Source organism: Leptospira paudalimensis (assembly GCF_026151345.1).
GTDB lineage: Bacteria > Spirochaetota > Leptospiria > Leptospirales > Leptospiraceae > Leptospira_A > Leptospira_A paudalimensis.
Window position 1 is genome coordinate 2,882,882 of the sequence record NZ_JAMQPR010000001.1, and the last position, 20,917, is coordinate 2,903,798.

The window sequence follows — 20,917 nt, forward strand, 5'->3', positions numbered from 1 at the left end:
TTCCATTTTTCTTTCTCATTTAAGATACAGAATCTAAGTACAATAACACTCGAGATTTGATATCATTTAAAATAGACGGATCAGGGAACGATACAAAATTCCCGTCGGGATCGGCCCATTGGAATCCCACTCCCTCTTTTTTCAGAAGGCTCAAATAAAAGATGGGTGCTGGGTTACGACGATTGCCCTCCATTCCACCTAACCTGAGTGTAATGGATCCCATATCAGAGACTACCCATTCAAAGACCCCAGTTTCAATGTTGGTTTTCCATCGAATTGGGAAAACAAGTTCAGAACTAGGATCAAAATTTTCTTTGTGATCCGAATTTGGATATTGCTCAGATAACCACTTATAGGCGATGATCGAAAATTCTTTTAAAATCGGTAAATCGTTTAAGTCAATTGAGTTCATGGATTGTTTTTTTTATTTTCGATTTTGTTATTTTGTCAGAGATATTTTTGAAACCACATTTAAGATTCTATTTAGTTTTTTCTTCTTTTAATCGCAATTTAGCTTGGTCCCAAAACCGATCCAGTTCCTCTAATGTATGGTCCTTTACAGTTTTTCCATTTTGTTCGACAAGTCCTTCCAAAGTACGAAACCTAGACTCAAATTTTTCATTGGCACGGCGAAGGCAAGTTTCTGGATCAATGGAGAGTTTTCGAGATAAGTTCACTAGTAAAAAGAAAAGGTCGCCTAACTCGTCTTCAATGTGTGGATCATGTTTTAATTTCTTAGAATGGAGAGAACCTTGTTTTTGGAGTTCCACATCTAATTCACCAATTTCTTCTTGGAATTTTTGAAACACTCCTGATACTGTTGGCCAATCAAATCCATGTTTGGTGACTTTAGATTGGATTTTTTCGGATCGTTGGATGGCAGGGAGTGCTTTCGGAATTCCTGCAAGGATACTTGTATCCGCACTATCGATTCCTTTTTGCTCTTTTTCTTTTTGTTTTAATTGGTCCCATTGGGTGAGAACTTCTTCACCCGAACCAATTCCTTGTTTGTTTCCATACACATGAGGGTGGCGGTACACCAATTTTTGAAAGACATCATTTGCAACATCATCAAATGAAAATGCCCCTCGTTCCATTGCCAGTTGGCTGTGGAAGGTGATTTGGAAAAGTAAGTCTCCTAATTCCTCTCGTAAATGGGTATCATCACCACGTTCAATGGTATCAACCACTTCATAGGTTTCTTCTAGTAAATGAGGGATAACAGACAAATGGGTTTGTTCTTTGTCCCAAGGACAACCTTCAGGGCTACGAAGGTCACTCGTAAGTTTGAGTAGGTTTTGGATCGGTGAATCAAAATTGGGAGGGTTCACTCTTTGTATTTTTTCCCGATCTACCAAGGAAGCAAACGCAAATTTTATCTTGCGAAAGCCCCCCCCCTTTACGAGTCTATCCCTATGTTCCAATCTCGAGTTTCTGTTGCCATCCTGATGGTGATTGCCACTGTCCTAAGTCGTATTTTACCGCACCCTCCCAATTTTACGCCTGTTTTGGCTGTTTCTCTTTTTTCTGGTGCTTATTTGACTGACAGAAAGTTAGCCCTAGTGGTTCCCATCCTTGCGATGTTTGTTTCTGATTTATACCTTGGATTCCACGACCTAATGCCAGTTGTTTACGGTTTTATGGTTCTCTCTGTTCTGTTTGGAAAACAAATCAAAACTTCCGTTTCAAAAGCATTTGGTTACACTTTGATTGGTTCCGTTGTTTTCTTTGTTGTGACAAACTTTGCTGTTTGGGCAACAAGTGGGATGTATAGTTTGAATGTATCTGGTCTCAGAGAATGTTTTGTGATGGCGATCCCATTTTTTCAAAACTCAATTTTAGGTGATTTCGCGTATTCTGGAATTCTTTTCGGAGCAATGGCTCTTCTCAATCGAACAGTTTTCCAAACAGCAAAACAAACAGCCTAGTTCATTTCATCCAAGATTCGGTGGACTCGTTCCTTTGGTCCATCCGCCGAATTTCGAATCCTATCCACTAATTTTAATCTCCCAACAAGACCCATTCGGTTTGCAATTTGTATCCCAAGCCCAGGTCGTGCATTCATTTCTAACAATAAAGGACCCCTTGTTTCATCGAGAACAATGTCTACACCCAAATACCCAAGACCAGACAGATCATAACACCGCGAAGACATCTCTAAGATTGAAATCCAATGAGGAATGATACGACCGCTTAATGTCTGTTTTGTGTCAGGATGGATTTCAATGAGTTTGTCGTTACAAACTGAATGTGTAAGAGTACCATTTGATAAATTTACTCCAACACCCAATGCACCCTGGTGTAAGTTTGCTCTACCACCTGATTCCTTTGTTGGCAAACGTAACATTGCCATAACAGGATAACCTAAATATACAATGACTCGTATATCAGGAATCCCACGAAATGAAATCTCTTGGAAAAATGGATGGCATTCCAAACGTTCTTGTAAAATACATGTATCTGAATTTCCATCAAGGGAATACAATCCAGATAAAATTCCAGAGATATGATGGTTTAATTCCTTTTCTTGTAAAAACTTTCCATCTGATTTCTGGTATAAAATTTTCCCGTGTTCCGATGTTTCAGACGAAGTGATGACTAAAATGCCATTTCCCATCCCACCATTTGCTGGTTTGACCACGAATCCAGGATGGTCTTTGACTAAGTCTTTTGTCTTTTGGATTCCACCAAAGGTATCAATGACACCATAATGTTTCGGCATGGGAACGTGAAACTGCCTCGTGAGTTCTGCAGTTTTCCATTTGTCGTCAACGAGTGGATAAAACTCACGTGGATTGTTTGGTAAAATGAATTCGCCGATCCTTCGATTGATTCCAAGAATTCCTGCTGATTCAAATTTTTTGAAAATGGAAATCACGATTTAAAAATTTCCTTAAATCGAAAGAGTTCGGAAATACGATAGCCTTTATACAAACCTAGTAAAATTTGAATCGCAATGACAATGAGTAGTAACTCTGGATGTGTAAAAAATATTATCTGCAAGGAACCAAAGAAAAATATCATATAACTGATGAGCGCGATGACCAAGGTTCCTAACAAAGTAACCAAAGTATTCATCACTCCTTCTTCAATGATCATAATTGAAAATCTTTCTACAAATATGGTAGTGATCACTATCGGAAATAAGGTAACACTCATTTGGTTAAAAACAGAAATCTCTTCATTGATAATTGAAAAAAGTATTAATGTAAGAACAGTAATTGTGAGTAATATAGACAATCTAGGTACGGCTAGTAAGTAAAACTTGTCGAGGGCAAACCTTTCAAAGAAACCAAGGGCAATCATCAAAAGAAAAAACCCAATTCCAAACCATAGATTTGTTTCATAAAAAAACATAGCAAGTAAGATAGGAGTAAAGATTCCAAATGTGGGAATTCCAATCATATTCCTTGCAATGGACAACACAAGTGCTCCAATTGGAATTAATATCACCAATCGAAACAAGTTTTGTAATGGTGTTGGCAAACTATATAGAGAGTAATATCTTAGAAAACTATTACTTGAAGCTATCTCTTCACTATATTCTTTAAAATTATATCGATTTACATTTGATTTGGTAATATAGGCCGTATAACGGAACGTTACTGGATCTTCACCTAAATTTCTTTTTTCTTCCACTGATTTCCAAAGTGGTAGGTAACCCGTTACCGAACTTGCAAAGATACTTTTATAAGTGGATACAAAATACCATTTCCCATGAAACCTTACTTCATTCCAAAATGTGATTTTGTTTTTGTTGTCTTTTTCGGATTGTTTGTTCAAATCAAATCCTGCAACAGTGCGTGCTTGTATCCCTCTCATACGACACAGTAATGAAAAAAGTAAGGATTGGGTATAAGCATTTCCACTATTCAATCGAATGGTATCAGATAAAGTGATGTCTTTATAGGAATTGATAATTTCTTCTGAGATAAAATAATAAATTTGTTTTGCTGAGGCAACATTATCTTTATCATAAGGATGAATTTGTTCATAAAGTTTTTTTGCTAATGTCAATTCATCAGTAGAAAATTGTTTTAATGAAAGATAATAAGGTTCTTTTGTTACAGTTTTTTTAGATGGAGTTGGAATTTCAGGTTCGGGATCTTTGTTCTCATAAGGTAACATTTTGATTTTTGCATAATAACCTATAGGTGAATTCCAATCCTCCCCTTCCCAGATTCCCAAATGTCCATACTGTTTTTTTTGTACGCGAAAATCCAAATCATCGGTTTTGGTATTCGATTTTAATACCTTAGCTTGAACAAATTGTTTTGGAATTGGAAATACAACTTCAGAGATGGCAACATTTTCCTTTGGAGAAATAACAACTTGTAAATTGACGGTATCATCTACTGCTACTGGCAAAAGAGACAACTCCGCAACATTTAACTTATATAAAATAGAAAGTATGGGTAAGATAATGAGGATTACAATTGTGATATAGGTTTTACGATCCAAGTTAATCCCCTAATTGATGTGACAATGACACATCCACTAAAAATTTACCGCGTAAAAAATTCCTACCAATCAAGATCGGATAATTTAGATTTGTGCGATCATTTAAGTTGATCATAGTTTCTTCTTTGTATTTTCCGATTTTGATGACTTCACTGATCATGATCCGTTTTTCAGAAACCCCAGAAGTACTAGTCACTTTTGCTTCCTTTACAAACTTACTTTTTAATCGAATTGGTTTTTCATTTACAAAGGTATCAAACAAGATAAAGGTTTCACCATTCTCAACCACTCTTTCAATGTTCACAGCATTGATGGAACAAGAAAGGGCACCTGTATCAATTCTTGCTCTAAGTTTCAATTTCCAATTTGGAAACTCGACCCACTCCACTCTACCTACAATTGGTTTTAGATATTGAGGAGGAATCACGATTGGTTTCACATGTTGGTCTGGTTTTTTTTCTACCACCTGCCCAGTACCAAAACAATTGCAAAATAAGGTTATCATTAAAATATAAATACAAATCAGGTAAGAATTAGATGTGAATTTTAGAATTTTATGATGAAACGAATTTTTGAAATTACTCATACTGCTTTTGATTTTTTATTTTTATTTTTCACTTCATTTTGATAGGCATTGAATAAATCAATATAACGTAAATATCCTAGACATCTATTTTCTTCAACTATAGCAAGTTTGTCGACATCATATTCTAATAAGATTCGAAGTGCTTTCCCCAATGTATCTTTTTGACACACTGGAGGCACATCCTGTACAATTTCTCCGCAAGTGATTAAATTTTTAAGCTCTGCTTCATATTCTGGAAGTATTCTATTTTTTCTGAGTGAGACAATTCCCTTATATTCTTCGTTGGATCCTAATAGTATAAAATCACTTGCTTGGATACCAGGAGCATTGGTTTGCAATTGAGTTAAGGATAGATGTTCCGAAACCATTGCATACTTTCTGAATTCCGTAAAATGGTCCTGAATGCGAATCCGATCCATAATATCTTGGTTCATATCCCAATGGTGAGAAGGAGATAAAAAACGATTTTTAATTTGATTCCGATAAATCGAAATTTTATGCGATAAAACCACAGCAATCATCGCAACAATCATAAGTGCAGGGAGTAATTCATAACTTCCAATCATATCACAAACCATGATCATTCCGGCAATCGGAGCTCTTGCAACACCTGCAAAAAATGAACCCATACCAACGAGTAAAAACGGGAAAACGATGATATTGAGTTCAGGAAATAATACGCTTGCCATTGTTCCAACAAAGGCACCTAACATACCTCCTATGGCAAAGGAAGGCCCAAGTAATCCTCCGGAACTTCCTGATCCTACCGTTAGGGAAGTGGAAAAAACTTTAAAGATGGCAACTGCGAGTAAAAAAAACGGTCCAGAAAAACCAAAACTAGTTGAGGTTAATACTTCTCCATTGATCATCCTTTGGATGAGTCCAAATCCAGAACCTAACACCTCAGGAAATAATAAAGCGATACATCCCACGATGAGTCCACCAAACGCAGGCTTTAAAAAATTTGGTAAAGGGAGTTTGGAAAATATATCCTGTACCCAATGGTATACCTTAACAAAAAAATAACCCACAACATAACACAAAAGTCCAAGAACAATGTAGAGGGGAATATGACGGTAATCATTTAAACTATATTCTTTAACAGAAAAGATTGAACCACTTCCCGCGATACTCGTGTAAGTAAGATAAGCAGTTACGGATGAAAGAATACAAGGTACAAGTGAATCACTTTCAATATCTTCTTGGTATACCATCTCAACCGCTGTGATGGCACCACCTAACGGTGCTCGGAAAATGGCTCCAAGTCCGCCAGCTGTTCCAGCTAACATCAGTGTTCGCCTTGCTCTGGCACCTGCACCCAAAAGGTTTGCTAAACTCGATCCAAAACCAGCCCCAATCTGAGCAGTTGGTCCTTCTTTCCCCCCTGAACCACCTGAGCCTAACGTAAGTATGGTGGCTAGTGCTTTATAAAAAGGGACTTTGGTGCTAATTTTTCCTTCATTAAAATGGAAAGCATGGATGAGTGAATCTGTCCCTCCTCCTTGTGCCTCTGGACAGAAAAAGCTGGTAATGATACCAACAAGGAGACCACCAATGGCAGGCAAAAACAGAATCCAAAGAGCGGAAATTTCCCCTACTTTCTCGACAGAGTGGAAATGCAAATCCCCGGCAGGTGTCCCTGGGTCATACCCAATCAAATTCCCAAAGGTAAAGGATTCTGTCCAAGTGAGTGCCCAGTTGAATCCATAGGCTCCAAAACCTGAAAGTAAGCCAATGAGTAGGGAATAGACATAAATCGAACGTGGTCCCTGGATCGAAAACACAGAACTTAGACCGATGGGAAACCTCATTTGCCAACCTTAGAATTTCCACCAATTTTCCCAAGGAAATTCTGAATCCTCTTGACCCAATTCGGAATTCCTGGGACGATTGGATGGTATGCTCCGACTGATCTCAATTCTATTGGTTCTTGTTCCTTTTTTTTGGGGATGCCTCAAAAATGATAATAATGCAGCTCTCAGCATCTTAGATGATAGTACCCCTGCTTTATACCCTTTCAATGGAGAAGTAGACACGAGTGTAACAACAAGTTGTGGACAAGCATCTCCTGCCACTTCAACAACAGGTACTACAACGGGGACAACCACGGGAACCACTGGTTCAACTGGATCCAGCACAAATAACACTCGTTTCTCTGTGATTTCACAGTTAATTTTTAAAACCAAAGAAACTTTAAATATCAGATTTCAATACGACAGTACTCAAATCCAAGGCAACATTGACCCTCAGCAAGGATTTATCCTCGCGGGTGGATTATTTGGAAAAACAGTCCAAGGCACACAAGGAACGGTGAAGTGGTTTAACCAAGGGATCAACATTGATACCTCCATTCAAAACGTTCAGCAGATATCTTTTTTTAATATTGAAATTCGTCTCAATGGTACGTATTCAACAACAGCTACAAATACTGCGACCATTCTACTCCAATGTTATACAACTGATGGCGTAAACTGTACTTCTGTCACAACTACATCTAGATGTTTTACTTCTGATAACCGAACTTGTATCGTACAAAACACAAGTGAAGATGCAAAATCAGTGATCATATCCGGAACCATTAAATGTAACGCTCCTAATATTGTTCCACAGTAAATAAACTATACTCTGGTTTGTTTCGTTTTGTTTTAAGTTTTTTATGTTTTCCTTTTCTGCTCTTTGCGGAAGGGGAATTCCATTTGATCCATCTTGGAACCAATCTCAATACTCCTTCCACCAATCTTTCGCAACAATCCATTTACTACTTTGGATTCACCAAAGAAAGCCATTATTACGAAATCCAATTAGAAGAAGATCCAACTCGTTACATTCATTTTGAGAATGGGATGTTATCTGAGATTGATTGTGAGATTTACCAAAATAACAAAAAAATAAAAAAATTCCAAACTGGTTTGTTTCGAAAAAAACTACCTGAGGTTTCCTATACAGGCGGATTTTTATTCCCAGCGAAAGAAAAAGGATTATATCGATTTCGCATCCAATCAGATGATACCCATCGAATCAATTTTCATATTCGAAAAGAATCAGAGTTATTTCAATATACAAAGTCTTTATCCTTATGGCAAGGACTCTACCTTGGACTCTGTATCCTCTTATGTCTGTTCACTGCCGCCCAGTATGTTTTACTCAGAGAAAAAATCTCTCTACTATTGACATTTGCAATATCAACAATTCTATTCACGAATGTTTTGCGATCTGGGTTGTTTTATGAATATGGATTCAGTAATTTGGAATGGTTTTTTCGTTATGTTCCGGGATTATTGTCTTTAAGTCCAATTGGTTTTGTTTTATTCCTAAGAGAGTTTTTGCAGATAAAAAAGGAACATCCAAATTTTGATAAATATGTAAAACTTTATCTATATTTAATGTTGGCTTCTATCATTTTAGCAATCATAGACCTTCAACTCTATTTTCGGTTTATTTACACCAACAGTTTTATGTTATCGACTACAACTTTTGGTTATTCGATATACTGCTTGATCAAAAAAAAGGAACATGCCAATGTTCTATTTTTTGCCTTCCTCGTAAGACAAATCAGCACAATACTTCTAATTTTTACTAACACTGGTTATCTTCCTTCTTTCCCTTTCTTAAGTTCCGCAAATGAAATTGGTGCCGCTATTCAAATGACTATCTTTACGATTGTCATTTCAAAATTTCAAATTCAAACCAGGATCATCAAAGAACAAACCGTAACAAAAGTTAATGAAGAACTGGAGTTTATGGTTTCGGAGAGAACAAAAGAACTTCAATTACAAAAAGAAAAATTAGAATCTACTATCTTACAATTAAGCCAAACCGAAAACCAACTAGCCCTATCAGAAAAAATGACTGAACTCGGAAAACTAGTAGCAGGGGTTGCCCACGAAATTAATAACCCGCTGAGTGCCATCAAAGCCTCAATCGAAACTCTAATGGAATCCAAACAAAACGAAACAAGTCAACTCGGTTCCAAGGAAAACATTTATGATAGTCTATCAACACCAGAAATCAATACTTTAAAACAACTTTTCCGATACCAATCCGACTTTGGATTATTAGCTAGTTATACAGAACGTAAGGAAAAAAAATCTGATCTCAAAAAAACACTAAAAGATAATGATTTGGATTATGACGAAGCAACTTTAGAAAAGTTTTTGGATGTCGGGATCACAAAACTTGAAGAAGACCAAATTTTATTATTAAAAAAAGGAAAAGAAAAACTTACCGATTTAATTTTAGATGAAAAAAACTTTCGACTCCACTTATCAATCATTCAGATTGCAGTTGACCGTTCTTCAAAAATCATTCTAGCTCTTAAAAACTTTTCAAGAATCACTCATTCAGAACATAGAAAAATTTTCACTCTACTTGAAAACATTGAAACCGTAATTACAATTTACCAATACCGAATGAGAAGTAAAGTTTCCTTAAAAAAAATATTTTTAACAGATGCAACTCTACTTGGATGGCCCGAGGACCTAATGCGTGTTTGGACAAATTTAATTTTAAATGCATTAGAAGCCATGAAACAAAAAGGCAATCTTACCATTAGTTCTGAAAAAAAAGGGAAACATGTCGAAGTGAAAGTGATCGATAACGGTCCTGGGATTCCGATCGAAATTCAAAAAAAGATATTTGAACCTTTTTTTACAACCAAACAACAAGGGGAAGGAACTGGTATGGGTCTTGGAATCACCAAATCCATCATTGAAAAACACAATGGATCCATTACTTTAGAATCAGAGCCAGGCAGAACTTGTTTTTCCATTTTGCTTCCTGTGATCGAACTGATAGACCCGAATGAAACAGAATGAAATTTTATTTAAGTTAGTCGATTTAATTGTTCGATGAATAGTTCCCTTTCTTCTGTTTTAGGGAATTGGTTTAAAAAAAGCAATAAGTCATTTTTTTCGGATTCCAATTCTTTATGAAGAATGTTTGGAATATTTTTTGAATTCATTAAGTTTAGGATAGTTTTCTCATCATTTTCATCCCGAAATTCTTTTTGAAACATCCGATTCAATTTAGATTTTTCAATGATACTAAGTTTTGATCGTAATAATAAAACTGGATACGTAAAAAGTCCGTTTTTAAAGTCTTTTAAAAACTCTTTCCCACTTGTTTTTGAATCTTCAAAATAATCGAGACAATCATCTTTTTTTTGGAATAACTTTCCTAGTCTAACACCAAATTGGCGGAACTGTTTTCTCTCTGATTTTGATTTGTTAGCCAAGATTGCCGCAGATTCAGTGCAGACACCAAATAATGAAGCTGTTTTTCCATAAATGATTTGGTCATAAATCTTAAGAGTGATTTTAGGATTTTTTTCCCATTCCATTTGCAGGAGTTCACTCACTGATAAATCACGAAGCACTTGGGAAAAAATTTCCATGAGTTCTGAATTTCCAAGGGAATTGAGTCGGCTGATTCCACATGCCAATAAATAATCACCTGCAAGGATGGCTGTTTTGTTTCCGAAACTTGCACCAATCGTAGGTTTCCCCCTTCGGATTGGGGCATTATCAACAACATCATCATGAAGTAAACTAGCAGCATGGATGAGTTCGGCTACACTTCCCACATCCAACCAACTAACATCCTTTACTTTCAAAAATTGGCAAAAAAGATAATGAGCAAAAGGTCGAATCCTTTTCCCACCAGAAGTAATTACCTGTTTTTTTATCTTTTTGAGAATAGGAATGTCTTCATGAATGATATTATCTAAATTTTTATCAAATTTTGATAATACAGATTGGATATTGAATTTAGACTTCATCTGTTATTCAACATGTGTGGATCGACTTTCGAGAATCTGAAGATGATCCTTAATCATATTTTCCATTTCTTTGGTCTGATTATCTCTATAAATGTGGAGTAAATTTCGGCACATACGTTTGATCATAGATAGTGTAGATGCCTTTGTGAAATATTTTGGTGAATTGGAATATCCATTTGCTTCCAAAAATTTCTCACAGGTAAATTTATCTAATAAAACCCCACCATGAAAGGGATCGATGTATGTGAAATATCCATCTGATTCGTATTGCAAAAGAAAATGTAATGGTAAATTGGTGCCGTATAAAGGCAAACCAAGACGTTGAGCAACAAGAAGGTATACAACAGACAATGAAATTGGAATTCCCAAACGACTTTTGATTACTTGGAATAAATAGGAATTTCCTGGATCATTATAATTTTGGATATTTCCAACAAATCCTTCTTCTTGGAACATCACCTGACAAAGAATTTGGACTTTGAGTTCATCTGTTAGATAACCTGAATGATCATCATATAACTCAGAAATACGAAGAGCAATTCGATCTAATTCATGTTTGATTTCTGCATAATTTTGATCAGGAAAACCAATACTTGAAAGTTGAACAACCATCTCTTCCAAATCTTTATAATGATTTGTATTCCCACGTAACGTGAGTTTGAAGAAAGAATGTCTTAATCGATGGCGTAAAATTTCTGATTTTAGATTTCTAGCTTGGACACGAAGATAAGGATCTTTCACTTCATCCAAGGCAGACTCCAATTGAATTTGCCAAGGAATACGCGAAGCGATCAATTTTAAGATAAAACGTTTTTTTTCTGCAGGAGCTACTTCCCAATCATACAATAAACGAGTGATATCATCCGGGTAAAAATCAGGAAAGGAGTTTTGTCCCATGCAAAAACTATCTTGATTAAAATGAAAAAGTCAATCGAAACAAAAAGTTTAAGCTAATTCTGCAAGAGCTTGTGCTTCTTGTTCTTTATTTGGTGGAGTACCATGCCACTTAGGATTGTTTTCCATATAAGAAACACCTTTACCTAAAATGGTTCTAAAGACAATGAGTGTTGGTCCACCAGTATGTTGTTTCGCTTTTGCAAATGCAGAGAAAATTTCTTCCATATTATGTCCGTCTGCATTGATCACATTCCAACCAAACATCTCAAATTTTTTATCCAATGGTTCTAACTTCATTACTTCTTCTGTGTTACCATCAATTTGAATGTAGTTACGATCCATAAACGCAATGAGGTTATCGGTTTTAAAATGAACTGCAGATTGGGCAGCTTCCCAAGTCATACCTTCACCACATTCACCATCAGATATACATGTATAAATTTTATATGTCTCTTTCTTTAACTTTGCACCAAGTGCAAGCCCAACGGAAACGGAGAGACCTTGTCCAAGGGAACCAGAACTAGATTCAATTCCCTTCATATAACGAGTAGAAGGGTGTCCTTGTAAATAAGAGTTGATGTTTCGGAATGTCAATAGGTCTTCCACTGGAAAGTAACCAGAAAGTCCCATGGCAGCATAACGAACTGCACAAACGTGTCCATTGGATAAAATCAAACGGTCTCGTTCTGACCATTCTGGATTTTTGGGGTCATGGTTGAGTATTGAAGTATAAAGGGCAGCGTAGATATCAGCAAGTCCAAGTGGTCCACCTGGGTGACCAGAATTAGCTGCCGTAACCATTTTGATTACTTGGATTCGGATATCATTTGCAAATTTCTTTGCGACTTCAATTTTTTCCATGAACATTCCTTAAAGCGGTTTTGATTGAAATAAAAACAGACCGGAGATATAAACAATCGTGTACAAAGGCAAAAAGATGTAATGCAATTTTACATGCAAATTTCGATTTCTTTTCCACCCTGTGAAACCCATGACAAGCATCAAAACAAGGCTGATGGCTGCAAAAAAACGATGGGTATGAATGACAAAATCAGGTGCAGTTGGATAAATCTGAAACTCAGATATACCACCTAACAAATATTTGATACACAATAAATAAACCGCAGCTGTTAAATTTGAACCAATTCCAATCAAATTTGCAATTCGATGTTTTGTAATGTCAACTTTCCTAAAAAAATAACCAGTATAAAATCCCAAAATGGATAGGGTCATTAAAGAATTCACAAAAAACAGTGCCATCTAGGGTCATTCTGTAAGAATCCATTGCCACTCAAAGAATTTTTATTTGACCTTAACAGCTTTTCACAAAAATTGGATATGCATGCCGCCTTAGCTCAGTGGTAGAGCAGCTGTTTTGTAAACAGCCGGTCGGAGGTTCAAATCCCTCAGGCGGCTCCATGCAACTTCTTCGGGTAGGTACTCAAGTGGCCAACGAGGGCAGACTGTAAATCTGCTGGTTTTACCTTCGAAGGTTCGAATCCTTCCCTGCCCAAACTAAGTTTCGTTTCAACGGAACAAAATCCCCAACTAACAACTAATTGAAGGATTCGAATAGAACCCGAGCGACTTCGACCCATAGGGAGAAGTTTCCGCATGGATGCGGAAAAGCGAGCGGTGACGGGCCCGCGCGAACGTAGCCAGGATGGCGGAGTGAAGGGTGGGCGAACCTTCCCTGCCCAATCAAGTCTCTATTACCACAAATCAATTCCCAACTAACACCAAACTGAAGGATTCGAATAGAGGAGATCGTCTGCGACCCCGCGAAGCATTCATAAAAAGCTGACCCTTAAGGAATCACCCAACTCGAAATTTTCGTTCGGTAGAAGTAATAAGCTCCATCCTTTTTCTTTTGCACTTGAACCCCAAATTGTCCTCGTTTGGAGCGAACCATGGAAACAAAAACCATTGGTTCCATACCTTCCCAAACGACTGTAGGGAAAACTTGTTTTCCCATGGAATCATAAAATGCCCACTGCGTTTCTGTTAGGTCTGTTATCTCTTCTGTAAAAAAAGATTCCAACCCTACTTCTCCCTCAAGAACAGAAAAACAATTCAATTGGTTTCCTATTGGATTTCTTCCATACACTTGGATGGGATTTTGTTTGCAAAAGCGTAACTGGCTCCTAACACCTGTTTGGAACTCTAACTTTAGAATTTCGTCAGGAGTGACAAGGAAATTTGATAATACAGGTAAGGTAATCAAAAGAAAGAAGAATGAAATACCGATCTGAAATAATTTTTCTTTCAATTGGTTCATAAACTATCCTTTGGATACAACACGTTTAAAAATTCGTTTCCCTCTCGTTCAGCGAGAATTCGAATGCTTGCATAAATTGGTCGTGTTGATTGTGCACCATTGGGAGAACAATGATAATGAAGGAGAGTTTCGATCTCATCAAATGGAGATACAAAAAATTTAAATGTAGAACACATTTCTTTTGTTTTTCCTTGTAACACTAGAGATTTACTTGCTTCTAAATCAGCTCTAGGTTTTGCAAAAAAACTACCACTCATTCGAAAATAACGAGCAGATAACTCATGTTCATTGGAATGTCGGTAATGGACTCCCATTAAATACAATATATCAGATTTTTCTTGGTCTGATCGTTCTTTGTCAGAATCTGTTAAAATTCTTTTTAAGAATTCTTTTCCTTGCTCTGTATCTAATTTTAATTCAGAAATTCCGATGAATAATGGTGTAAGAAACATACCAGGATTTTCTTCGTAAAGAGATAAAATCACTTTGTATTGTTTGCGTTTTAATAAGAGTATGGAAGAAAATTCATATAATTTTGGCAAATTTCGTAGTTTCAAATACTCTCGCAATTCACTCGAATTCTCTAGGTTTGCCTTTGAAGATAAAACATATGTGGAAGATAATTCGGAAACACTGATTGGTTTATAAATTTCAGCAAGTTGGTTCCAAATCCATGACCGATCTTTTGATGGAATATGCGAGGGGAAACGACTTCCTAAAAATAAAGCATCTAATAACTTTGAATGTTTTTTATACAGAAAGAATAAACGAGAAACAACTGCTTTCTGTAATTTACCACTAGGTTTTTGACTGAGTGCTTTTTCATATAAGGGAATCGCAAACAAAGTATTTGATTGTTCCATTTCATACGCTTCTTCGTATGCACCATTTGCGAAAAGGGGAAATAATATCCCAGATACTGAACAACTACCAACATATAATACAAAGGCGAATACTAAACTTTGAAATTTCAACAATTGGTACAATTAATACAATCCTTTCATTAAATCCTTGTGATCTGAGGAAGTAGATTTATGATCTTCTGCACACGGGCCTTCCGGTGGATAATCAGATAAATACAATTCTTGTGTACTCGGACAAGTTGGTGATGCTTGTTTTCCCGATAATGTACAAATTTTGTAAGGTTTTGCATACACTGGCAAACTAAATTGTGTTTTTGGTAAGATACTTTTTTTATCGATTGTGGCAAGAATCTCACCCCAAAGAGGAGCGGCCACTGCCCCACCAAGACCACTTGGTCCCATCCCAAATTTTGGATTGTCATAACCAACCCAAACCGCAAGAGATATATCTGGTCTTGCTCCGACAAACCATGCATCTTTATAATCATTTGTGGTTCCAGTTTTACCAATTAGGTCTCCCGTATAACCACCGTTTCGTACGCCACTTGCTCTACCACTATCCCGTAATAATGATATCATTACTTCAGCAGTATCGGGCCGAATCACCTGCCTCTCTTCAGGTAATTTTAATTTAAACTCATCACTTCCGCCCACTTCGTAGAGGACATTGCCTTTAGAATTTTTAATCCTTTGGATTAAGTAAGGTCGTTTGATAGTACCTTGGTTCACAAAACTAGTAAACGCAGAAGCCATCTCTAACGGTGAAATCTCAAGTGTACCAAGAGCTAATGAAAGATCACCGCGGAATCTATTTTTTTTCTCTGTTTCGTTTGGAAAAAAGAATTTGGTAAAATACTTTTCTATCCCAGAACTACCTAGTCTTTCTGCTACTTGTACTGCAGCTGTATTTTTGGATTTAACAAGAGCCGTGCGTAGTGAAATTTCTCCATCAAAACTTCCCCCTAAATTTTCAGGAGCCCATTCCTTACCTCCACCCCCTCGGTAGTACAAAGGTGCATCTAAGATTCTCATGCCTGCATGAATGGAACCAGAATCAATGGCAGAAGCATATAATACAGCTTTAATGGAACTACCAGTTTGCCTTCGCATCTGGGTAACTCGATTAAACTGGTTCGAAGAATTAAATTCATCACCACCATGTAAAAATAAAACCTGTCCAGTATTAGGTTGTATTCCGACAATGGCTGCCTGGATAACAGTTTGGTCCTTATCCCCTTCTAAATGATCGGGATTCCATACCATTTCATTCAAAAGTGATATCTCTTCCATCTTTTGGCGAAATGCAAGGTCGAGAGATGATTCTGGTTTTAGTCGTACTCGTCTCTTCTGAATTTTTCCAGAACGTTTGTTTTTGGCTAAGTATTCCCTTACAATGGGACCAATCAATTCTTGGGCATTTCGATCGAGTGTTGTTTCAACCGTGTATCCGCCACTTTCATAAATGTTTTTTTCCCCTTCAATCGAAGACAAAATGGCACGCACATGTTCAGTCACATACGGAGCAATGTCATGACGAGAGCCAAATACAGTTTCATTTGGAGACCTAGTGGATAAATTATGATAAAAACTAACAAACTTATCTCGATCCAAATTAGGATAAATGCCGCGATTGCGAAACATATTTAGTATTGCTCTAACACGCGTATATGAATCTTCAGGGTTTTTTAATGGCGAATACTTGTTAGGTGCTGAAGGTAGAGAAGCAAGTAATACCATCTCCTCCTTCGATAATTCCATTGGATTTTTTTGGAAATAAAATTTAATCCCTTCTCCAAATCCAAAAGCACCATGGCCTAAATAAACATGGTTCATATAGGTTTCGAGAATTTGTTCTTTTGTTAAGACTGATTCCAAGGCAAACGCAAGTTGTGCTTCTCTCCATTTACGATTCAAACTTTTACGTCTATCATCTAAAATGATCCTTGCTAACTGTTGCGTGATAGTGGATGCACCTTGTTTATAACTTAGATTGACAATGTTTTTGAAAAAAGCACGTAAGATGGCTGAATAATCAATCCCACCATGGAAAAAAAACTTTTGGTCTTCTATATTTAATAATATAGAAATCATATCTTCTGGATAATCTTGTAAGCTTAGTGTAGAAGTACGTTTTTGGAAAATTTCACTGACAACTTGTCCATTTCGATCCAATATTTTTGTTGGAATATTTTTGGACAAAGTTTCCAAATACATGGGAACTTCTTTTTTGGTCGCAAGCACACCTGCGACAAAATAAGAGAAACTAACAATGAATAAAAACAAAAGGATCGATGTGACTGTAAAAGCGACACGCAAATAAGAAAACGGAGATGGATTCTTTCGTGTATTATTGTTTTTTCGAGTCAAACGTAATGGATTGGTATTAAATTTTACATTTTCCTTTTTTGGTTCTTTTTCCCAAACTACTCTCTTTTCGAAAAAAGGTTTTGGTTTTCCACTGGGAGTTTTTCTGGTTGAAGAATCTTTAATAGAATCAGAGATACTGGGAACTGGTATTTTAAAACTTTGGTAAGATTGTTTAAGATCTTCTTTTGGACTAGGAAGAATTTGAACAATTTCAAATCGATAATCGACAAAATTTAATACAACTTTTTCTGCACAATGAGCGCACGTTAGTTGAAACTTACCTTCTTTTGGAATCGGTTCCGGCAAACGAGATGCTTTTTGGCAATGAGGACAAAGGTATTTGGGAGAAAGTGCCGACATAGGTTCTCCCTATTCTTATCGGTCGTTTGTTAAAATTACAAAATCAGCGATTTTCACAAAATCTGATTCCTCTTCCTTTCCCTTGGGAAACCCGGATAAAACCAACACAGAATGGCCCATTTCTCGTAACCTAGACACTACTCCGCCATTACGATCGGAATGAAAACGACCATTCAAATGGACCACTTTTTTGCCAGATTTATGGATTTCGGAGGAAATGGCCTCCGCCATACCCTGGTCCCAAGTGGCTTGGCCTAGTATCATATACTGGAGATTGGTTTTATGTTGGTTTGAATGTTCAATACCTCCAAAAAGATCAGTTAACCTTTGTTTGTATTCTTTTGTGAGATATTTTTCTAAGGTGTAGGCTTGTGGCAAAAAGGTTAATGCAGTAGGTGAAAAATCTCGGTAAGCTAAAAGACCTTTTTTGGAAATCAAATTTACATACCTACGTGGGGGATTTGCGGCGACCACCTTACATTGATATTCTTTTGTTAGATTGACAAGAGGCAAATAATCCGTTTTGAAATTTTTCCAATGTACGATGGATGTTAAAAATTGAGACTCTGAAATGGTTCCGTTGAGGTATTCATCCACAATGAATTGTTGGTCTTTTTCCAACATTTCTAGTGATAAACTGACCACTTCTATTGCATATAATTTTCGCAAGAATCCTTCGTAAAACCGATGTAATTCTTGATTATCATGTTCTTCACCAAGTACGATGACATCATATTGTTTAGTTTCCCTAATGATGTCATCTAAGGAAACGGATTCAGAAGTTTTGGTTCGTATGATATTTAGGTTGTTAGGACTTGTTTGCCCAAACAAACCAAACACAAAAAACGAATATAAAAAGCAAGAGAATGTTCTCTTATAAAATACTTTCAATGGCTGTTTTCAATTCAACACTTTCAGGTTTAGTGGAAGATGGAAATCGATTCACAACATTTCCATTTTTATCGATGAGAAATTTTTCGAAGTTCCATTTTACATCACCTTTTTCCTTCGCATTCTCTGTTAAAAATTGGAACACTGGATCTTTGTCATTTCCCAGAACTTTTGTTTTTTTCATTAGATCAAAACTGACCCCAAAGTTAAGCTTACAAAATTCTGCAATTTGAGCTTCCGTACCTGGTTCTTGTCCACCGAAGTCATTGGAAGGAAAACCAATCACTTTTAATCCTTTCTCTTTATATGTGAGATGGAGTTTTTCCAATCCTTCATATTGTGGCGTATAACCACATTTAGATGCTACATTCACAACAAGAACTGGATGCCCTTTATAATCACCTAGAGAAATTTCCTTTCCTTGGATGGTTACAGATTTTAAATTATGAAATGACATTTTTTTTCCTCCAGCATACAGATTCAATCCAACAAATAGAAAAATAGCAAACAAAACTTTTCTTTGCATTAGGACCCCCTCCTCCAATTTTAGACTATGCCATCATTGTTTTTTGCAGTTCTTTCTGAAGCAAAACCTTGGATCCAAAAAACAAATGCAAAACCAGTCCACCACTCTGGTAAATTTCGAATCTACAAAAATGATTCTATGTACATCATCATTTCAGGCATTGGAAAAATGGCAATGGCACTTGCCGTTTCCGAGTTGGCACACCTTTTGCCAAAAGAAGAACGAGACAAAATGAAAGTTTGGAATTTAGGAATTGCTGGTTCCAACCAACCAAATTGGAAGGTTGGTGAATTCTTTTGGATTCATAAAATCACTGACTTTGCCACTGGGAAGGACTATTATCCAGAAAGGATCACAAAATCTGTATTTGGTATGGAAACAAACCTTACAACCTTTGATCGTCCCATTGCCAAAACCACAACAGCGAACCAGTTCCAAATCTTGAGCGAAACGGATTTACAATCGGTATCACTTGTTGATATGGAAGGATCTGGATTTTTTGAAGCGGCATCCCTTTATTTTCCATTGGAAAACATATCGATTGGGAAAGTCATCTCTGATCATTTAGAAGGGAATTTTTGCAAACCAGAAACTGTCGAATCCATATTAGCAAATGTGATGGAGCCATTATTCTTTGAATGGACTAACCCTCTTCCTTGGGTGACGGATGATCCATTTGAATCAAAAATTTGGCCAGACATTTGGAAAGAAGTGAAAGAACTACGCCTAACAGAAACCATGAAACATGATCTTAAAAAATCATTACGATTTTATTTTTTGCGTTATCCAAACACAAACATTCCACTGCCCAACTTAGAAATGGTTCCAAAAATCAAATCGAAATCGGAAGTGAAAGCATTTGTGGAGGATTGGAAAAAACAACTCCATGTTTAAATCATTTTCACATATTTATATTGAGGAAACAGTAGCTGATCACTTTCGAACCCAGGAAATCCTATCCAAATTTCCAAATGCGATCAAAATTCCCATTCGGCATTATAAGGACAGTTTTAATCGTAATTCACAAAACTTTCGAATCCAAAAACAATCACCCAAACTGGTATTAGCCGAAAAAAAAGATCATTTTTTATACCCAGGAAGTGACTTTTCACCTAACTTTTCTCACAAACATTTTTACTATAATACTTTAGCACTCAATTGTATTTATGATTGTGAGTATTGTTACTTACAAGGAATGTTTCCTTCCGCAAATCTCGTGTTATTTGTGAATTGGGAAGATTTTTTTACTGAAACAAAAAAGTTCTTGGATATCAATGGATCTTTGTATTTGGCACTTTCGTATGACACAGATTTGTTGGCATTGGAATCATTTTTCCCTGCAACAAAAAGTTGGATCCAATTTGCTTCAACGGAACCAAATTTAACCCTGGAAATCCGAACAAAATCTACAAATTTTCAATCTATTGCCCATCTAACACCAAACCCAAACATCATCCTTGCATGGACAATCAGCCCGCAAATTGTCATCGATACGATTGAACATGGAACTCCCTCGTTACAAGCTAGGATCAAAACGATGCAAAAAACAATCGAAGCTGGATGGAAAGTAAGAGTTTGTATTGATCCAGTCCTTAGAATTCCTGATTGGAAATTCCATTACCAATCGTTAGCCGAAACATTAGGGAAAGAACTAAATCCAGAAGGGATCAGTGAACTCAGTGTGGGAGGGTTTCGTATGAATCTCGATTTTTTAAAACAGATCACTGACAAACGAAAGGACTCTTCCATTTTATTTCATCCATTTGAAAAAAAAGACAAAATTGTTTCGTATTCAAATGAAGAAACAGATGAGATCATAAACGTAATGGTCCCTTCCTTAGAGAAACATTTTGATCCTTCTCAAATAAATCTGAGTTATCCTTAAATTTTTCCTTTCCATTTCCTTTCGTTC

The 20,917-nt window shown here is 36.5% G+C and carries 20 protein-coding genes and 2 tRNA genes; 7 read left to right on the forward strand and 15 right to left on the reverse strand.

From position 1 onward, the window contains the following. Positions 1–19 precede the first annotated feature (19 nt). Positions 20–412, reverse strand: a complete 393-nt coding sequence (locus ND855_RS13310) for an LIC_13241 domain-containing protein (protein ID WP_265358724.1) — start codon at positions 410–412, stop codon at positions 20–22. 67 nt (positions 413–479) lie between these two features. Next, a complete protein-coding gene (mazG, locus tag ND855_RS13315; protein WP_265358725.1) occupies positions 480–1,331 on the reverse strand; it encodes a nucleoside triphosphate pyrophosphohydrolase in 852 nt (283 codons plus the stop codon). 84 nt (positions 1,332–1,415) lie between these two features. Between mazG and ND855_RS13320 the strand changes: the two genes are divergently transcribed. After that, positions 1,416–1,928, forward strand: coding sequence for a DUF6580 family putative transport protein (locus tag ND855_RS13320; protein ID WP_265358726.1), 513 nt, complete (start codon positions 1,416–1,418; stop codon positions 1,926–1,928). On the opposite strand, the gene ND855_RS13325 is transcribed toward ND855_RS13320, so the two are convergent. From ND855_RS13325 to ND855_RS13340, 4 genes are read right to left on the reverse strand one after another with little or no spacing between them, the layout of a single operon-like run. Beyond that, positions 1,925–2,878: an alpha-L-glutamate ligase-like protein gene (locus ND855_RS13325; protein WP_265358727.1), complete on the reverse strand. Its 954-nt coding sequence runs from the start codon at positions 2,876–2,878 to the stop codon at positions 1,925–1,927. The genes ND855_RS13320 and ND855_RS13325 overlap by 4 nt on opposite strands. Next, positions 2,875–4,461 carry a 7TM domain-containing protein gene (locus ND855_RS13330; protein WP_265358728.1) on the reverse strand — a complete coding sequence of 529 codons (1,587 nt, stop codon included), beginning with the start codon at positions 4,459–4,461 and terminating at the stop codon, positions 2,875–2,877. The genes ND855_RS13325 and ND855_RS13330 overlap by 4 nt, the downstream gene beginning before the upstream one ends. A gap of 1 nt (position 4,462) precedes the next feature. Beyond that, positions 4,463–5,047: an ATP-dependent zinc protease family protein gene (locus ND855_RS13335; RefSeq protein ID WP_265358729.1), complete on the reverse strand. Its 585-nt coding sequence runs from the start codon at positions 5,045–5,047 to the stop codon at positions 4,463–4,465. Beyond that, positions 5,044–6,858, reverse strand: a complete 1,815-nt coding sequence (locus ND855_RS13340) for a chloride channel protein (RefSeq protein ID WP_265358730.1) — start codon at positions 6,856–6,858, stop codon at positions 5,044–5,046. The genes ND855_RS13335 and ND855_RS13340 overlap by 4 nt, the downstream gene beginning before the upstream one ends. Before the next feature lie 88 nt (positions 6,859–6,946). Here ND855_RS13340 and ND855_RS13345 point away from each other — a divergent pair, with 88 nt between their 5' ends. Next, positions 6,947–7,660, forward strand: coding sequence for an LIC10920 family plasminogen-binding lipoprotein (locus ND855_RS13345; RefSeq protein WP_265358731.1), 714 nt, complete (start codon positions 6,947–6,949; stop codon positions 7,658–7,660). 17 nt (positions 7,661–7,677) lie between these two features. Continuing rightward, entirely contained in the window at positions 7,678–9,861 is a 2,184-nt protein-coding gene (locus ND855_RS13350; RefSeq protein ID WP_265358732.1) for an ATP-binding protein, read from the forward strand. Between the two features lie 8 nt (positions 9,862–9,869). On the opposite strand, the gene ND855_RS13355 is transcribed toward ND855_RS13350, so the two are convergent. The 4 genes from ND855_RS13355 to ND855_RS13370 are packed head-to-tail and all read right to left on the reverse strand — an operon-like array spanning position 9,870 to position 12,980. Beyond that, positions 9,870–10,823, reverse strand: coding sequence for a polyprenyl synthetase family protein (locus ND855_RS13355; RefSeq protein WP_265358733.1), 954 nt, complete (start codon positions 10,821–10,823; stop codon positions 9,870–9,872). Between the two features lie 3 nt (positions 10,824–10,826). After that, positions 10,827–11,720, reverse strand: a complete 894-nt coding sequence (locus ND855_RS13360) for a transglutaminase-like domain-containing protein (RefSeq protein ID WP_135594013.1) — start codon at positions 11,718–11,720, stop codon at positions 10,827–10,829. A gap of 48 nt (positions 11,721–11,768) precedes the next feature. After that, entirely contained in the window at positions 11,769–12,581 is an 813-nt protein-coding gene (locus ND855_RS13365; RefSeq protein WP_100715657.1) for a transketolase, read from the reverse strand. 9 nt (positions 12,582–12,590) lie between these two features. Beyond that, on the reverse strand, positions 12,591–12,980 hold the full coding sequence (locus ND855_RS13370) for a hypothetical protein (RefSeq protein ID WP_265358734.1): 390 nt from the start codon (positions 12,978–12,980) through the stop codon (positions 12,591–12,593). Between the two features lie 84 nt (positions 12,981–13,064). Here ND855_RS13370 and ND855_RS13375 point away from each other — a divergent pair. Then, positions 13,065–13,139 (forward strand) — tRNA-Thr (locus ND855_RS13375). A gap of 12 nt (positions 13,140–13,151) precedes the next feature. Continuing rightward, positions 13,152–13,233, forward strand: a tRNA-Tyr gene (locus ND855_RS13380). A 294-nt stretch (positions 13,234–13,527) separates the two neighbouring features. On the opposite strand, the gene ND855_RS13385 is transcribed toward ND855_RS13380, so the two are convergent. Genes ND855_RS13385 through ND855_RS13405 form a run of 5 tightly spaced genes read right to left on the reverse strand, consistent with a single transcriptional unit; the run spans position 13,528 to position 19,005 of the window. Then, a complete protein-coding gene (locus ND855_RS13385) occupies positions 13,528–13,998 on the reverse strand; it encodes a hypothetical protein (protein WP_265358735.1) in 471 nt (156 codons plus the stop codon). Beyond that, a complete protein-coding gene (locus ND855_RS13390; RefSeq protein ID WP_265358736.1) occupies positions 13,995–14,984 on the reverse strand; it encodes a hypothetical protein in 990 nt (329 codons plus the stop codon). The genes ND855_RS13385 and ND855_RS13390 overlap by 4 nt, the downstream gene beginning before the upstream one ends. Continuing rightward, a complete protein-coding gene (locus ND855_RS13395; RefSeq protein ID WP_265358737.1) occupies positions 14,985–17,588 on the reverse strand; it encodes a transglycosylase domain-containing protein in 2,604 nt (867 codons plus the stop codon). It abuts the gene before it with no gap. Positions 17,589–17,603: 15 nt separating this feature from the next. Then, the gene (locus ND855_RS13400) at positions 17,604–18,479 is read right to left on the reverse strand and encodes a ChaN family lipoprotein (protein ID WP_265358738.1); all 876 of its coding nucleotides are present in this window, start codon (positions 18,477–18,479) and stop codon (positions 17,604–17,606) included. Continuing rightward, the gene (locus tag ND855_RS13405; RefSeq protein WP_291880796.1) at positions 18,463–19,005 is read right to left on the reverse strand and encodes a glutathione peroxidase; all 543 of its coding nucleotides are present in this window, start codon (positions 19,003–19,005) and stop codon (positions 18,463–18,465) included. Before ND855_RS13405 ends, ND855_RS13400 begins: the two co-directional genes overlap by 17 nt. Positions 19,006–19,032: 27 nt before the next feature. Here ND855_RS13405 and ND855_RS13410 point away from each other — a divergent pair, with 27 nt between their 5' ends. Beyond that, positions 19,033–19,899: a nucleoside phosphorylase-I family protein gene (locus ND855_RS13410; protein ID WP_265358739.1), complete on the forward strand. Its 867-nt coding sequence runs from the start codon at positions 19,033–19,035 to the stop codon at positions 19,897–19,899. Then, the gene (locus tag ND855_RS13415) at positions 19,892–20,890 is read left to right on the forward strand and encodes an SPL family radical SAM protein (RefSeq protein WP_265358740.1); all 999 of its coding nucleotides are present in this window, start codon (positions 19,892–19,894) and stop codon (positions 20,888–20,890) included. The genes ND855_RS13410 and ND855_RS13415 overlap by 8 nt, the downstream gene beginning before the upstream one ends. Positions 20,891–20,917: the final 27 nt, after the last annotated feature.